The sequence below is a fragment of the Pseudomonas sp. DWP2-2 genome, from assembly GCF_049897065.1.
Lineage (GTDB): Bacteria > Pseudomonadota > Gammaproteobacteria > Pseudomonadales > Pseudomonadaceae > Aquipseudomonas > Aquipseudomonas paracarnis.
On record NZ_JAFCVN010000015.1, the window covers coordinates 15659 to 31454 of the forward strand.

The 15796-nt window shown below is 61.3% G+C and carries 14 protein-coding genes; 6 read left to right on the top strand and 8 right to left on the bottom strand.

Annotation, left to right across the window (positions count from 1 at the left end; translation table 11 throughout):
• Window positions 1–27 precede the first annotated feature (27 nt).
• Window positions 28–405 carry a response regulator gene (locus ACP7CZ_RS24050; protein WP_032897270.1) on the top strand — a complete coding sequence of 126 codons (378 nt, stop codon included), beginning with the start codon at window positions 28–30 and terminating at the stop codon, window positions 403–405.
• A gap of 61 nt (window positions 406–466) precedes the next feature.
• On the opposite strand, the gene ACP7CZ_RS24055 is transcribed toward ACP7CZ_RS24050, so the two are convergent.
• From ACP7CZ_RS24055 to ACP7CZ_RS24070, 4 genes are all read right to left on the bottom strand, one after another.
• A complete protein-coding gene (locus ACP7CZ_RS24055; protein WP_034127458.1) occupies window positions 467–2137 on the bottom strand; it encodes an ATP-binding protein in 1671 nt (556 codons plus the stop codon).
• Window positions 2137–3636, bottom strand: coding sequence for an ATPase domain-containing protein (locus ACP7CZ_RS24060; protein WP_034127457.1), 1500 nt, complete (start codon window positions 3634–3636; stop codon window positions 2137–2139). The genes ACP7CZ_RS24055 and ACP7CZ_RS24060 overlap by 1 nt, the downstream gene beginning before the upstream one ends.
• Before the next feature lie 206 nt (window positions 3637–3842).
• On the bottom strand, window positions 3843–4901 hold the full coding sequence (locus ACP7CZ_RS24065) for a tetratricopeptide repeat protein (protein ID WP_198791286.1): 1059 nt from the start codon (window positions 4899–4901) through the stop codon (window positions 3843–3845).
• 70 nt (window positions 4902–4971) lie between these two features.
• On the bottom strand, window positions 4972–5865 hold the full coding sequence (locus ACP7CZ_RS24070) for a bestrophin family protein (protein ID WP_054919016.1): 894 nt from the start codon (window positions 5863–5865) through the stop codon (window positions 4972–4974).
• 374 nt (window positions 5866–6239) lie between these two features.
• Between ACP7CZ_RS24070 and ACP7CZ_RS24075 the strand changes: the two genes are divergently transcribed.
• The 5 genes from ACP7CZ_RS24075 to ACP7CZ_RS24095 are packed head-to-tail and all read left to right on the top strand — an operon-like array spanning window position 6240 to window position 11797.
• A complete protein-coding gene (locus ACP7CZ_RS24075) occupies window positions 6240–7889 on the top strand; it encodes an AMP-binding protein (protein ID WP_197900558.1) in 1650 nt (549 codons plus the stop codon).
• A gap of 21 nt (window positions 7890–7910) precedes the next feature.
• Window positions 7911–8678: an SDR family NAD(P)-dependent oxidoreductase gene (locus ACP7CZ_RS24080; protein WP_054896513.1), complete on the top strand. Its 768-nt coding sequence runs from the start codon at window positions 7911–7913 to the stop codon at window positions 8676–8678.
• Between the two features lie 12 nt (window positions 8679–8690).
• Window positions 8691–9875 (top strand): acetyl-CoA C-acyltransferase, encoded by a 1185-nt coding sequence (locus ACP7CZ_RS24085; RefSeq protein ID WP_054896512.1) that lies wholly within the window; start codon window positions 8691–8693, stop codon window positions 9873–9875.
• A 9-nt stretch (window positions 9876–9884) separates the two neighbouring features.
• Window positions 9885–11012 carry an acyl-CoA dehydrogenase gene (locus ACP7CZ_RS24090; RefSeq protein WP_034127453.1) on the top strand — a complete coding sequence of 376 codons (1128 nt, stop codon included), beginning with the start codon at window positions 9885–9887 and terminating at the stop codon, window positions 11010–11012.
• 11 nt (window positions 11013–11023) lie between these two features.
• Window positions 11024–11797: an enoyl-CoA hydratase gene (locus ACP7CZ_RS24095; RefSeq protein WP_034127452.1), complete on the top strand. Its 774-nt coding sequence runs from the start codon at window positions 11024–11026 to the stop codon at window positions 11795–11797.
• Between the two features lie 248 nt (window positions 11798–12045).
• Here the strand turns inward: ACP7CZ_RS24095 and ACP7CZ_RS24100 are convergent, their stop codons facing one another.
• The 4 genes from ACP7CZ_RS24100 to ACP7CZ_RS24115 form a co-directional block, all read right to left on the bottom strand.
• Complete coding sequence (locus ACP7CZ_RS24100; RefSeq protein WP_294165499.1) at window positions 12046–13197, bottom strand: acyl-CoA dehydrogenase family protein; 1152 nt, start codon at window positions 13195–13197, stop codon at window positions 12046–12048.
• 3 nt (window positions 13198–13200) lie between these two features.
• Window positions 13201–14304, bottom strand: coding sequence for an enoyl-CoA hydratase/isomerase family protein (locus ACP7CZ_RS24105; RefSeq protein ID WP_236454234.1), 1104 nt, complete (start codon window positions 14302–14304; stop codon window positions 13201–13203).
• Between the two features lie 130 nt (window positions 14305–14434).
• Window positions 14435–15145: an HPP family protein gene (locus ACP7CZ_RS24110; protein WP_057975912.1), complete on the bottom strand. Its 711-nt coding sequence runs from the start codon at window positions 15143–15145 to the stop codon at window positions 14435–14437.
• Window positions 15146–15311: 166 nt separating this feature from the next.
• Complete coding sequence (locus tag ACP7CZ_RS24115; RefSeq protein WP_254989728.1) at window positions 15312–15500, bottom strand: type VI secretion system contractile sheath small subunit; 189 nt, start codon at window positions 15498–15500, stop codon at window positions 15312–15314.
• Between the last annotated feature and the right edge of the window lie 296 nt (window positions 15501–15796).

Consider the following 15796-nt stretch of genomic DNA (forward strand, 5'->3'; position numbering starts at 1 on the left):
CAGCAATTGACCGGACAAAGGCTTCCCATGAGTGAAGATGCACAAGATGTCGTACTGATCGTCGAGGACGACGAATCCATTATGTTTGTGCTGGGCGAGTACCTGGCAGGCTTGGGCTACCGGGTCTTGAAGGCGATCGACGGGGAGCAGGCCTTCGAAATCCTTGCGACCAAACCGCACCTGGACTTGATGGTGACCGATTACCGCCTGCCGGGTGGGATCTCGGGCGTGCAAATTGCCGAGCCGGCAATCAAATTGCGTCCGGAGCTGAAGGTGATCTTTATCAGCGGGTACCCGCAGGAAATTCTGGACTGCCACAGCCCCATCACGCGCAATGCGCCGATCCTGGCAAAGCCGTTCGATCTGGATACGCTGCAGGAGCATATCCAGCGGTTATTGGCGTAATACCGCACAACTTGAGACTCTGCGCATCTCGACGCTCTTCTTTTTAGGTGGCGTGACCGCCTCAGGCCCTGATCATTTCTCGGACCTTGGCGGTCAATAAATCGAAGGTAAACGGCTTGGTGATCAACTGCATGCCCGGATCCAGGAATCCCCCTCGCACGGCGGCATGCTCGGCATAGCCGGTGATGAACAATACCTTGAGTTGAGGACGAATCTGCCGGCCGATTTCCGCCAGTTGCCGGCCGTTCATACCGGGTAGGCCGACATCGCTGATCATCAGGTCAATGCGCTGTTCGGATTCAATAATCGGCACCGCCGTATTCGCATCCCCAGCCTCGATAAACCCATACCCCAGTTCTTTGAGCACAGCGCTGACCAGCACCCGAACCGCGGGGTCATCCTCGACAATCAACACCGTTTCCCCAGCATTGGCAAACGGCAGCAGTGTCGGGTTGAGCGGCGCCTGTGCCTGGGGCTCACCGATGAAGCGCGGCAGAAACAGGCTGACCGTCGTGCCTTGGTTGACTTCGCTGTGGATGGTCACATGCCCACGAGACTGACGAGCGAAGCCGTAGATCATCGACAACCCAAGACCGGTGCCTTGGCCGATGGGTTTGGTGGTAAAAAACGGATCGAACACGCGGCCCATCAGATGTTGCGGTATGCCGCAACCGTTGTCGCTGACACTCAGCTCTACGTAGTCGCCCGGGGTCAAGGTGCCGTAGGCGGCGGTAAAGACACTGTCGAGGTGGCGATTGGTGGTCTCCACGGTCAGCGTGCCACCCGTGGGCATGGCGTCGCGCGCGTTGATCACCAGGTTGAGCAAGGCGCTTTCGAGCTGGTTCGGGTCGGCTTCGGCGGTCCACAGGGCATCGCTCAGACGCATGTCCAGGCTGATGCTTTCGTTGATGCTGCGTTGCAGCAACTCGCCCATGGCTGCCACCAGTTGATTGATCTGCACGGGCTTGGAGTCAAGCGATTGTCGGCGCGAAAACGCCAGCAACCGGTGTGTGAGGCTGGCCGCGCGATTGGCGGAGGTCACACCCAGGTCGATCAGGCTGTCCAGGTCATCCAGCTTGCCTCGGGATACCCGCCTGCGCAGCAGTTCCAGGCTGCCGATAATGCCCGTGAGCATATTGTTGAAGTCATGGGCGATACCGCCGGTCAACTGGCCGACGGCTTCCATTTTCTGCGACTGGCGCAAAGCCTCTTCGTTATGGCGCAGTTGAGCCGTGCGTTCTTCCACTTGCTGTTCAAGCGTTTCCAGGGTGCGCTGCAGCCGCAGTTCACTCTCGCTCAAGTCAATCAACCGGTCCCGTGCTTCGTATTGGCGACGCCGACCGCGCAGCGCGGCGCTCACCAGGCTGATCAGGGTAATGGGGTGGAAAGGCCGCTCCAGAAACGTCACGTTGCCCAGCAAGCCACTGAGCCGGGTGGAGCCGTTCTGCTCTTTGCCGCCATGATGGGTCATCAGCACGATCGGCAGGTCGGACCACGCCGGCTGCTGGTGCAATTGCTCGAGCAGTGGTTCAAGGTCTACGCCACGCAGCGCCTCGGCGGCAATGATGAGCAGGCCGGCGCCTTGCGCCAGTTCTTCGCACACTTGCCCCAGGTTGCTGGCGACGATCCCGCTGTAGCCGGCTTCGTTAAGCATCATCAGCGCCAATGAACCATCGCGGCCCATGGGCGCCAGCACGATGGCGCGCTCGGAGATGGGGGAGAGGGCCGGCACTAGCCCTCATCCTTGAGCAGAGGGGAGCCGGCGCCCATATAGGTTGGAATGCCGCGCAGCACACCCTGGAAGTTATCCAGGGGAACACCCACGGTCATGCCACGGCTGCCGATGCGATATTCGCGGATAGTCGACTCATGGGAGCCAGTCCTTTTCTTGATGATCGAAATGGCCCGGCGAACTTTGCCCAGAGCCTCGAAGTAACGCAGCAGGATCACGGTGTCAGCCAGGTAGGTGATGTCGACCGGGGTCTGCATATCGCCCACCAGGCCGTGCTGGGCCACCGTCATGAAGGTCGCGGCACCGCGGCGGTTGAGGTACAGCAACAGCTCATGCATATGGAGGATCAACGCGTTTTCTTCAGGCATTGCGGCCTGGTAGCCGTTGATACTGTCGATGACCACCGTCTTGATGCCGCGCTCATCCACGCAGCGACGAACCCGGTGCGAAAATTCGCCGGGGGAGAGTTCAGCGGCGTCTACCTGTTCGATCAGCAGGTTGCCGGTGTCCCGTAGCGCGGCGAGATCAATGCCCATGTTTTTCATGCGCTCGAACAGCAGGCCCAGTTCTTCATCGAAGATAAACAGCGCAGCCTTTTCGCCTCGCGCCACGGCGGCGGCGGCGAAGATCATCGAGATCAGCGACTTGCCGGTGCCCGCCGGGCCGAGAATCAGGCTGCTGGAGCCGGTCTCGATACCACCGCCGAGCAAAGAGTCCAACTCCTCGATGCCACTGCTCAACGTTTGACGGTTATAACCACCGCGATGCTCGGCCGCTACCAGGCGCGGGAACACGTGAATGCCGTCGCCCATGATGGTGAAATCATGAAAGCCGCCACGGTATTTCTGGCCACGGTATTTCACTACGCGGATACGCCGACGCTCGGCACCGTAGGTGGGGGTCAGTTCTTCCAGGCGAATCACGCCGTGGGCCACGCTGTGCACGGTTTTATCCAGGGACTCGGTGGTCAGGTCGTCCAGCAGCAGTACGGTGGCGTCATAGCGTACGAAGTAGTGCTTGATCGCCAGGATCTGCCGGCGATAGCGCAAGGAGCTTTGCGCCAGAAGGCGGATCTCAGACAGGCTGTCGACCACCACGCGGGTCGGCTTGACCCGTTCTACCACTTCAAAGATCTGGCGGGTGGCTTCACCCAGTTCCAGGTCGGAGGAATACAGCAGACTTTGCTGGTGATCGGCGTTGAGCAGGCTTTCCGGTGGGGTCAGCTCGAAGATATGAATATGCTCATCCAAGTCCCAGCCGTGGGATTTGGCACCCTGGCGCAGTTCGTGCTCGGTTTCGGACAGGGTGATATATAAGCAACGTTCGCCGTTCTGCGCACCGGCCCGCAGAAAATGCAGGGCCACGGTGGTTTTACCGGTGCCGGGTTCGCCTTCGAGCAAAAACACGTGGCTTCGCGATAGCCCCCCGGCAAGAATGTCATCAAGACCTTCGACGCCGGTGGCCGCCTTTTCACTCAACAGCTGTTTGGATGTACTCAAGAAGTGCCCTCAGGTCACGTACAAGTAGAGGGGCACGCCGAATGGGACGCGCCATATTCACTTGACCGTAGTGGCACGTAGCGGTTCAACGTTTTGTAAGAAATGCAGCCGTGTAGGAGCGAGCTTGCTCGCGAAGATCTGAAGGGCGCCACGGTGAACCAGGCAGTCCGCGTTATCGTTAACGATCTTCGCGAGCAAGCTCGCTCCTACAGGCCCTGCTGTAGCGCCGGATCATCCGGGTTCTGTTGCTCCAGTTGAGCGAGCAGCACCTGGACGTTCTGCAACTGGCCGGTCTCTTTCCAGTAGGTGACCAGCAGCACGCGGGCTTTGCGGTTGGCGGGGTGACGCTGGACGATTTCTTCCAACTGGCGCTGGGCCGCCTCTACTTCGTCCTGGGCGTGCAGGGTCGTGGCCAGGTCGTAGCGATAATCCGGGTTGTCCGGCGCAAGCTCCACCGCCTTGGACAGGCCGAGCAGGGCGTAGGGCCGCTCGCCATGGTGCAGCAGCCACATGCCCAGAGCATGTTGCAGGTAGGCCGATTCGGGGTGCGCAGCCAATTGTCGGGCCAGCAGTTGACGCGACTCGTCAGTCTTTCCTTGTTTGTCCAGCAGTTCGATTTGCGATACCACCGCTTGCAGGTTGTCCGGCTGCAAGCGCATTGCCTGCTCCAGGGCGTTTTGCGCCTCCGGCAGCAGGGCGCTGTGGATGTACAGGCGCGCCAATTGAATCCAGCCTTCAGCCGTTTCGGGCTGGGCCTTCAGCGTTGTCACGAATTCGTCGAGCACCTGCTGCAGTGGGCCAAAGTACAAACCCAGGGTATCGGGCGACAGGCCGAGCAAGGCGTTGGCGGCCGCAAAGCGCACCGATTGTTCCGGATCGTCCAGCACCGGGCCGAGCAGTAAGGTGCGCTGGCCAGTGGGCACCAAGCCGACGATGCTGTGAATCGCGGCTTCGCGCACCAGCGCCGACTTATCGGCGAGGTCTTTATCGGCCAGTTTCAGCGCCTGGGGGCTGGGGTAATTGGGCAGCTCGGCGTGCAAGGCGGCGCGGCGCTCGGGCAACAGGTCCGGCCGGCCGAGCTGTTGGTACAACACACGTGCGGCGCCCGGCTCGCCATTATGCGCCTGCTTCAAGGCCTTGGAATAGCCATGGGCGATGGCCGGGGGGACGGCCACTGCCGGGGTACGGGAGAAAAACCAGGTGATCAGTACGATCAGCAACAGGGCGCACAGGCCGATGATGGAGTAACGGCGAGACTTTGACATGCAGGCGTCCGAAAGCTTGGGCAGCAAAGTTCCAAGCTTCGGTCAGTGCGAGGCGAGTGTCAAACCCGCGTCAGGTCAGCACGTAGTCCGCTGGCTCCAACGCTGGCGGCAGGTTGACTTCACCCAAGGCGGAGAGGATCTCGCGCTCCAATGTCCGCAGGATAGCGTCACACGGCAAGTCGTTTTCGTCGAAGCCGAAGGGGTCTTCCAATTCATCGCCAATCGCATCCAGGCCAAAGAAGGTGTAGCTGACAATCGCGGTGAACACTGGCGTCAACCAGCCAAGAGGCTCGGCCATGGCGAATGGCAGCAAGATGCAGAACAGGTAGATGGTGCGGTGCAACAGCAGGGTGTAGGGAAAGGGCAGTGGTGTGGTCTTGATGCGCTCGCATGCCGCCTGCACCTGGCTCAGGCTGACCAGCCGGGCTTCCAGTTGGGTGTAGCGCCATTCGCTGATCACGCCCTGTTGTGCCAGGACCGAAAAGCGCGCACCGACTGCTTGCAGCACGCTGTCCGGCAGGTTGGGGTGGCTCGCTGGCACGCTGATCCACGGGTGTATCGCCCGGGCTTGATCTTCATGGCGCAAATGCGCGACCAAGCCATGGGCAAAACCGCACAGGCCGCGCAGCAGGCCAGCACGCTCGGCGGTGTCCCCCAGCACCTGGGTCTCGCGAATCAGCGAGCGCACGTCAATGACCATTTGCCCCAGTTGCTTGCGGCCCTCCCACCAACGGTCGTAGCAGGCGTTGTTGCGAAAACTCATGAAGATCGACAGTGACAGGCCCAACAAGGTGAAGGGCGTAGCGTTGACCTTGGAAAAATAGGCGGGGTGCAGGGTTTCCACCAGCACGATGACCGAGGCCAACAGCGTGACCAGCAGGCTGCGCCAGGCAATGCGCTTGGCAATGGAGCCTTTGAGGGAGAACAGGATACCCAGGACGTTGGGTTTAGGGCGAACGATCATGGAGGGCTTCTGTGGCGGAGCAGGCTGTCAGATTAGAAGCTGCTATGCATCGCGTCCAATCACTTGGATCGACCGTCTGATCAGTCAACTCAATGACTAACGTGTGAACCGGCAGTACATAACCCTGTGGGAGCAGGCTTGCCTGCGAAAGCGGTGGTGCAGTGACAGTCGGGGTGACTGACCCACCGCCTTCGCGGGCAAGCCCGCTCCCACAGAAAAGCGAAAAAGCCCCCGTGTTCACTACGGACTGGCCAAACCAGTCAGCCAAGTTGAAGGCTTTGACCATTGCCGCTGCGCCGCTCTGGAGCGACTATTTCAGCGGTTTATCGAGTTGTAAACGTCCTGAAAATAAAAACACAGAAGGATAGGAAGCGATGCGTGAGTATTTGGCTGCCACTACCGAGTTTGATTACCAGCATACCGCCGACGCCGCACTGGCCGGCAATCTGCAGGCGCTCAATGCCTGTGTTGAATGCTGTGACCGTCACGCGCTGCCGGGGCGCATCGCGTTGTTCTGGGAAGGCAAGGACGGGCGCAGCGCCACCTCTACCTTTACCGAACTGCAGGAGCAGGCCGCACGTTTCGCCAACTTCCTGCTGGCCCAGGGCGTCAAGCGCGGTGACAAAGTGGCGGGCCTGTTGCCTCGCACTGCCGAATTGTTGGTGGTCGTGCTGGCAACGTGGCGCATCGGCGCGGTCTATCAGCCGCTGTTTACCGCGTTCGGACCCAAGGCGATTGAACATCGCTTGAACAGCTCTGGCGCAGCGCTGGTAGTCACCGATGCAGTGAACCGTCCCAAGCTGGCGGAGGTCGCCGACTGCCCGACCATCGTCACAGTCGCCGGGGCCAAAGGCGAAGGTATCGTGCGGGGCGACTACAGCTTCTGGGCCGAACTGCCCAATTACTCTTCTCACTGCGAGCCGGTGCTGCTGGGCGCAGAGGAGCCGTTCCTGCTGATGTTCACCTCCGGCACCACCGGCCCGTCCAAGGCGCTGTCGGTACCGCTCAAGGCCATCGTCGCGTTCCAGGGCTATATGCGCGACGCCGTGGACTTGCGCCCCGAGGACGCGTTCTGGAACGTTGCCGACCCTGGGTGGGCCTATGGCATCTATTTCGGCGTGACCGGGCCGTTGTCCATGGGGCACCCGATTACCTTCTACGATGGCCCGTTCACTTTGGAAAGCACCTGCCGGGTCATCAATAAATACGCGATCACCAACCTGACCGGTTCGCCCACGGCGTATCGGCTGTTGATTGCCGGTGGCGAACAGTTCGCCCGTTCGATCAAGGGCAAGCTGCGCATCGTCAGCAGCGCCGGCGAGCCATTGAACCCGGAGGTGATCCGCTGGTTCGCCGACAACCTGGGCGTGACCATCCACGACCATTACGGCCAGACCGAGCTGGGCATGGTGCTGTGCAATCACCATGGTTTGGCGCATCCGGTGCATGTCGGCTCGGCGGGTTTTGCCTCGCCAGGGCATCGCATCGTGGTGCTGGATGACAACCATCAGGAGCTGCCAGCCGGCCAACCCGGCATCCTTGCCATCGACCGCGAGCAATCGCCTATGTGCTGGTTTGCCGGGTACGACGGCGTGAAAACCAACGCGTTCGTCGGCAAGTACTACCTCAGCGGCGACACCGTGGAGCTGAACCCGGACGGCAGCATCAGCTTTGTCGGGCGCAGCGACGACGTGATCACTACATCCGGCTACCGCGTGGGGCCCTTCGATGTGGAAAGCGCGTTGGTGGAACACCCTGCGGTGGTCGAGGCTGCCGTGGTCGGCAAGCCTTGCCCGGAGCGCACCGAGCTGGTCAAAGCCTTTGTGGTGATCAGTGAGCAATACCGTGCCACCCCGGAGCTGGCTGAAGAGTTGCGCCTGCATGTGCGTCAGCGCCTGGCCGCCCATGCGTACCCGCGGGAAATCGAATTTGTCAGCGACTTGCCCAAGACCCCGAGCGGCAAGCTGCAACGCTTTATTTTGCGCAATCAGGAAATAGCCAAGGCCCAGGCGGCCGTGGCGTGATCCCTTTAAAAGGAAACAACGATGCAGATTGAAAACAAGGTATTCCTGGTCAGCGGCGGCGCGTCGGGCCTCGGCGCGGCCACGGCTGAAATGCTGGTCGCCGCAGGTGCCAAGGTGATGCTGGTGGACTTGAACGCTGACGCCGTGGCCGCCAAGGCCGAGCAACTGGGCGACAACGCCCGCAGTGCCGTAGCAGACATCAGCCAGGAAGCCGCTGCAGAAGCGGCGGTGAAGGCAGCGGTCGAGGCCTTTGGTGGCTTGCATGGCCTGGTCAACTGCGCGGGTGTGGTGCGCGGCGAGAAGATCCTCGGCAAGAATGGCCCGCACGGCCTGGCAAGCTTTGCCCAGGTGATCAACGTCAACCTGGTCGGCAGCTTCAACCTGTTGCGCCTGGCCGCTGCGGCTATCGCTGAAACCGAGGCGAATGCCGACGGCGAGCGCGGCGTTATCATCAATACCGCCTCGGTGGCGGCATTCGATGGGCAGATCGGCCAGGCTGCGTACGCCGCCTCCAAGGGCGCGATCGCCAGCCTCACCTTGCCTGCCGCACGGGAACTGGCGCGCTTTGGTATCCGCGTGATGACCATTGCACCGGGCATTTTCGAAACCCCGATGATGGCCGGCATGACCGACGAAGTCCGCAACTCCCTGGCTGCCGGCGTGCCGTTCCCGCCACGCTTGGGCAAACCCGCTGAATATGCCGCGCTGGTACGCCACATCATTGAAAACAGCATGCTCAATGGCGAGGTGATCCGTCTCGACGGTGCCTTGCGCATGGCCGCCAAATAAGGAGCAATTGCCATGAACGACCCTATTGTTATTGTCAGCGCCGTGCGCACGCCCATGGGCGGTTTCCAGGGCGACCTCAAAAGCCTGACCGCACCGCAGCTGGGCGCAGCCGCCATTCGTGCGGCGGTCGAGCGTGCCGGTATCGCCACCGATGCTGTTGACGAAGTGCTGTTTGGCTGTGTGCTGCCCGCCGGGCTTGGACAGGCGCCTGCCCGCCAGGCTGCCCTGGGCGCCGGGTTGGACAAGGGCACGCGCTGCACCACCCTCAACAAAATGTGCGGTTCCGGTATGGAAGCGACGATTCTGGCCCACGACTCGCTGCGCGCTGGCAGCGTGGATGTGGTGATCGCAGGCGGCATGGAAAGCATGTCCAACGCCCCGTACCTGCTGGATCGTGCGCGCAGCGGCTACCGCATGGGCCACGGCAAGGTGCTGGACCATATGTTCCTCGACGGCCTCGAAGATGCTTACGACAAGGGGCGCCTGATGGGCACCTTTGCCGAGGACTGCGCCGAGCACAATGGTTTTACCCGGGAAGCCCAGGACGCGTTTGCCATCGCTTCCCTGACCCGCGCACAAGAGGCCATCACCCACGGCAGCTTTGCCAGTGAAATCGTCCCGGTGCAGGTCACCGTGGGCAAGGAACAAAAAACCATCCTTCACGATGAGCAACCGCCGAAAGCCAGGCTGGACAAGATTGCCAGCCTTAAACCGGCGTTCCGTGACGGCGGTACAGTGACGGCAGCCAACTCCAGCTCGATCTCCGATGGCGCCGCGGCGTTGTTGCTGATGCGTGAGTCCGAGGCGCTCAAGCGCGGCCTCAAGCCGTTGGCAGTGATCCACGGGCACGCCGCGTTTGCCGATGAGCCTGGGCTGTTTCCGGTGGCGCCGGTGGGGGCGATTCGCAAACTGATGAGCAAGACCGGCTGGGGCCTCGACGAGGTCGACCTGTTCGAAATCAACGAGGCCTTCGCCGTGGTCAGCCTGGTGACCATGAGCAAGCTGGAGATTCCCCACGACAAGGTCAACGTGCATGGTGGCGCCTGTGCATTGGGCCACCCCATTGGTGCCTCCGGCGCACGCATCCTGGTGACGTTGCTCGCGGCCCTGCGCCAGAAGGGCCTCAAGCGTGGCGTCGCCGCTATCTGCATTGGCGGCGGTGAAGCCACGGCCATGGCCGTTGAATGCCTGTATTGAGGATGACCTATGTTGCCCAATGACGAACAACTGCAGATCAGCGACGCCGCCCGGCAATTTGCCCAGGAACGTTTGAAACCCTTCGCCGCCGAGTGGGACCGCGAGCATCGTTTTCCCAAGGAGGCCATTGGGGAAATGGCCGAACTGGGATTTTTCGGCATGCTGGTCCCGGAACAGTGGGGCGGTTGCGACACCGGCTACCTGGCCTACGCCATGGCCCTGGAAGAAATCGCCGCGGGCGACGGTGCCTGCTCCACGATCATGAGCGTGCACAACTCGGTGGGTTGCGTGCCGATCCTCAAATTTGGCAATGACCAGCAGAAAGAGCAGTTCCTCACGCCCCTGGCCAGCGGCGCCATGCTCGGTGCCTTCGCGCTGACCGAACCCCAGGCCGGCTCCGACGCCAGCAGCCTGAAAACCCGTGCGCGCCTTGAAGGCGACCACTATGTACTCAACGGCTGCAAACAGTTCATCACCTCCGGGCAAAACGCCGGGATCGTGATTGTGTTTGCGGTCACCGACCCCGCCGCAGGCAAGCGTGGAATCAGCGCGTTTATTGTGCCCACCGATTCGCCCGGTTATACCGTGGCACGGGTGGAAGACAAGCTGGGGCAGCATGCCTCGGACACTTGTCAGATCCTGTTTGAAGACGTGAAAGTACCGGTGGCCAACCGTCTGGGCGAGGAGGGCGAGGGCTACAAAATCGCCTTGGCCAACCTGGAAGGTGGCCGCGTGGGCATCGCCTCCCAGTCGGTGGGCATGGCCCGCGCCGCCTTCGAAGCGGCCCGCGACTATGCCCGTGAGCGTGAAAGCTTTGGCAAGCCGTTGATCGAACACCAGGCCGTGGCCTTTCGCCTGGCCGACATGGCCACCCAGATCGCCGTCGCCCGGCAGATGGTGCATTACGCCGCCGCCCTGCGTGACAGTGGCAAGCCGGCGCTGGTGGAAGCGTCCATGGCCAAGCTGTTTGCGTCCGAAATGGCCGAGAAAGTCTGCTCGGCCGCCTTGCAAACCTTGGGCGGTTACGGTTACCTGAACGACTTCCCCCTTGAGCGGATCTACCGCGACGTGCGGGTCTGCCAGATTTACGAAGGCACCAGCGATATTCAACGCATGGTCATCTCACGCAATCTTTAAGGAGCCGATACATGAGTTACGAAACCATCCTGCTTGACGTCCAGGGCCGTGTCGGGCTGATCACGCTCAACCGTCCCAGCGCACTGAACGCCTTGAATGCACAACTGGTCAGTGAGCTGAACCAGGCGCTGGACAGCCTGGAAGCCAACCCTGAAATTGGCTGCATCGTGCTGACTGGCTCGAAAAAAGCCTTCGCGGCCGGTGCCGACATCAAGGAAATGGCCGAGCTGACCTACCCGCAGATCTATATGGACGACTTGTTCAGCGACAGCGATCGCGTGGCCAATCGCCGCAAGCCGATCATCGCCGCCGTGAATGGCTTCGCCCTGGGCGGCGGCTGCGAACTGGCCCTGATGTGTGACTTTATCCTTGCCGGCGACACCGCCAAATTCGGTCAGCCGGAAATCAATCTGGGCGTGCTGCCGGGCATGGGCGGCACCCAGCGCCTGACCCGTGCAGTGGGCAAGGCCAAGGCCATGGAAATGTGCCTGACCGGGCGTTTTATTGACGCGGTAGAGGCCGAGCGCTGCGGGATTGTCGCGCGTATTGTGCCCGCCGATGAGTTGCTGGAAGAAGCGCTGAAAGTGGCCACCCTGATCGCTGGTAAATCCGTACCGATCAGCATGATGGTCAAGGAAAGCGTGAACCGTGCGTTTGAAGTCAGCCTGTCCGAAGGCGTGCGCTTTGAGCGCCGGGTGTTTCATGCGGCGTTCGCGACCCAGGATCAGAAGGAAGGCATGGCCGCATTCGTGGCCAAGCGGGCGCCGGAATTCAAGGATAAATAACCCTGCCAAACCCCGCAGAGCAAAGGTGGGAGCTGGCTTGCCTGCGATGGCATCGCCTCGGTTAGCTGATGGACCGAGGTGTCTGCATCGCAGGCAAGCCATAATGCCAGACGGTCAAGGCATTTTTGTAGGAGCGAGCTTGCTCGCGAGAAGCTCACAGACGCCGCGGTCAGTCAGCAAGCACGCGTTATCGTTGACGTTTTTCGCGAGCAAGCTCGCTCCTACAGAAGGCGATGGTGTCATGTCCGTTAGAGCTGGTAGTTTTTCAACTCCCTGGCAATCACCATCCGCTGAATCTCGCTGGTTCCTTCATAAATCTGCGTGATCCGTGCATCCCGGTAGTAACGCTCCACCGGGTAATCCTCCAGATACCCATACCCACCATGGATCTGCATCGCCTTGGAGCAGACCCGCTCAGCCATTTCCGAGGCGAACAGCTTGGCCTGGGAGGCTTCGGACAAGCACGGTTTGCCGGCAGTGCGCAGGCGTGCGGCGTGAAGGATCAGCAGGCGCGCAGCGTTGAGCTGGGTTTGCATGTCGGCCAGCAGGTTGGCCACGCTCTGGTGTTCGATGATTGCCTTGTCGAACTGCACCCGATCACGGGCGTAGGCCAACGCGGCTTCAAACGCGGCGCGGGCGATGCCCAGGGCCTGGGCGGCGATACCAATGCGGCCGCCTTCCAGGTTGGAGAGGGCGATGGCCAGCCCCTTCCCGCGCTCACCCAACAGATTGGCTTCGGGAACCTTGCATTGGTTGAGGGTAACGGCGCAGGTGTCTGACGCACGAATGCCCATCTTGTGCTCGGTGCGGTCGACCACGAAACCTGGGGTATCGGTGGGCACCAGAAACGCCGAAATGCCTTTCTTGCCCAAGTCTGGATCGGTCACGGCGAACACGATGGCCAACTTGGCCCGCTTGCCGTTGCTGACAAACTGCTTGGCGCCATTGATGACCCATTGGCCATCACGCAGCTCGGCACGGGTGCGCAGGTTATGGGCTTCGGAACCGGCCTGGGGTTCGGTCAGGCAGAAGCAACCGATGGCCTGGCCACTGGCGAGTTCGGCCAGCCAGGTGTGTTTCTGTTCGGTTGTGCCGTAGTTGAGGATCGGCCCGCAACCCACTGAATTATGGATGCTCATCAACGCGCCCGTCGCAGCGTCACCGGCGGATATTTCCTCCACGGCCAGGGCATAGGCGACGTAATCGACATAGGTGCCACCCCATTCTTCCGGGACGACCATGCCTAGCAGGCCCAGCTCGCCCATCTTCGCCACCAGGGCGTCGTCGATCCAGCCGGCTTTTTCCCAGGCTTGGGCATGGGGGGCGATTTGGCCTCGGGCAAAATCCCGCGCCATGTCGCGGATCATCACTTGTTCTTCAGTGTATTCAAGATCTTGCATGGCTTATTTCCCAATCTGCACGAAGTCGCGGAAGAAGCTGTCCACATGGCTGGCATCCAGCGCATGGAGGGTGGGCGGGTTCCACTTCGGAGTCTTGTCCTTGTCGATGATCAGTGCGCGAACCCCTTCGATCAGGTCGCCGCGCTCGAACCATTGGCGATCCAGATGCAGTTCGAGGGCAAAGCACTGTTCCAGTGGCAAGTGGCGGCCACGGCGCAGCATCTCCAGGGTCACGGCCATGGCCAGGGGCGAGCGGGTCTGCATGAGGTTGGCGGTGGTCAGCGCCCAGTCATGGCTATCGGCCACGGTGACTTGTTGCAGTTGCTCGACGATGCTGGGCACGTCCGGCAACCCGAAAAAGTGGTCAATGGCCGGGCGCAAGGCCGCCAAGGGGGCGTCGGGCAATTGCTGCACGGCGAGCTTGGCGAGTGCGCCTTGCAGGTCCTTGAGCGGCGAGTCGTGCCATTGCAGGCCGTCGAGTTTCTGATCCAGCTCAACCCACTTGGCGCTGTCGATGTACCAGTCTGCCAACCCGCAGTACAAGGCATCGGCCGCACGGATCTGCACGCCAGTCACCCCAAGGTAAGTACCCAACTCACCCGGAATGCGTGAGAGGAAATAGCTGCCGCCGACATCCGGGAAGTAGCCGATGGCCACTTCCGGCATCGCCAGGCGGCTGCGTTCGGTGACTACCCGCAGGTCCGCACCTTGCACCAGGCCCATGCCACCGCCGAGGACGAAGCCGTCCATCAACGCCAGTACGGGTTTGCGGTAGTGGTGAATGGCCAGGTCGAGGGCATATTCCTCGACGAAGAAGTCCTGGTGCAGGGTGTCGCCTTGCTTGAAGCTGTCGTACAGCGAGCGGATGTCGCCGCCGGCGCAAAAGGCTTTCTCACCGGCGCCGCGCAGTACCACGGCGTAGACCTCGGCGTCGTCGGCCCAGGCCTGCAAATGCGCGGTTAACTGGCGGACCATGTCCAGGGTGATGGCGTTCAAGCCAGCGGGACGATTGAGGGTGAGGTGGCCGATATGGTTGCGCACGCTTGCCAGGACAGCGTCCTGCTGGACCTCGGCGCGGCTTGCTTGGGATGAAACCTGAGCAGTCATCTCTAACTCCCTGCTTTTATTGTCTTTATCAAGATGTTCGCGGGTGAACTCTCTCGTGATCGTACCAGTGCAAATTTGCCCAGTACAACCCGGAATCCTGCAGGTCGTTGTTGCATTTATGCAGTGCCGGTCAAACCACCCGGCTGGCCAGTACCTCACCGATACTGCGACGTCGGGCATGGCCCTCGGCGGCGTGGATCAGTTGCTCCAACTCTGTCGGTTCGACATCGTAGAACTGCTCCATCTCGGCCAACGCGAGCTTGAGGTCGGCTGCCGTGATGCTCGGCTCGCTCACGGCATTGGCAGTGCCCGGGATAACCGGGGCTGGCTCGGCAAGGCCCTTGGGATAACGCGTGCGCGTGGCATTGTTATAGGCCAGCGCGCAGGCGAGCAGGGCGCCGGCGCCGAGCATCACCGGCGCAAGCTCGTACCAGCCGAGGTTGACCGATGCCGGATCGGCCAGCACCAGGGTCATGGCCAGGCCGCCGGCCGGTGGGTGCAGGCAGCGCAGCCAGCAGATGAGAATCACGGTCATGCCCGCCGCCAGGCAGGCGCTGCCCAAGGTGCGCCCCAAGACGCGGGCGACCAACAACGCGACGATGCCTGCACACAGGTAACTGCCCATGATTGACCAGGGTTGGGCCAGCGCCCCCGACGACACGGCAAACAACAGTACGGCCGATGCGCCCAGAGGGCCGAGCAGGTGCAGGGCCACCTCCATGCCGAACACCTGGGCACAGGCCCAGACACTGAACATCGTGCCCAGGGCCATGCCGATGGCTGCACGGCTCCATTCGGCGGGACGGGTGTTGATTGCAGCGGGTAACCAGCGAGCGAGCATTGAGAGACGGTCCATAAACAGCGGGCGAAAAAAAAGGCCTGCCTGGTTTCCCGGAACAGCCCTTTGAAGGTTCCAACATTTGGGGGAAGGAACCTGTGCAGTGTGCAGTGCTTGATAACGCGGCGCCAATGCATATTAATGAGGGTTAAATGCAAAATAAATGCAGCTAAAAGGCCTCGCCGTAGGTAATCGGCCCGGAGTCTGCGGGTGTAGCCGGATTGATCTTGCCCAGCACGCGACTATGGGTTTCTTCATTGAACAGACGCGCTTGCAGGTCTTCGCGCAGCCTTGGATCGTCGGCCAGCGGCCCCTTCAACGCCACCAGTGCGTCACGCAACGCCATCAAGCGATCCAGCCTGGGTAAAGGGAGGGTTAACAGGTTTTCTCGCACGGCATTGTCCTCTCGATGAAGTAAGCCATCGCGCGCGGGCAGCCTACAACGTCCTTGTTGTCATGAAGTGCCCTGGCCCAAGCGTTTCAGGGCAGTCCTGGCGGTCGGGTGGTAGATAGTAAGTGCACGTGGCAGCGAGTCTACAGTTGGGCTCCGAGCACCGGAAGGGAAAGTGCACCAGCCATTACGCAAACAAATGTAGGTGTTTTCTTGGTACCTATGATGAAAGTCGCCCACTCGTGGAGGAGTGGGCGTTCTTT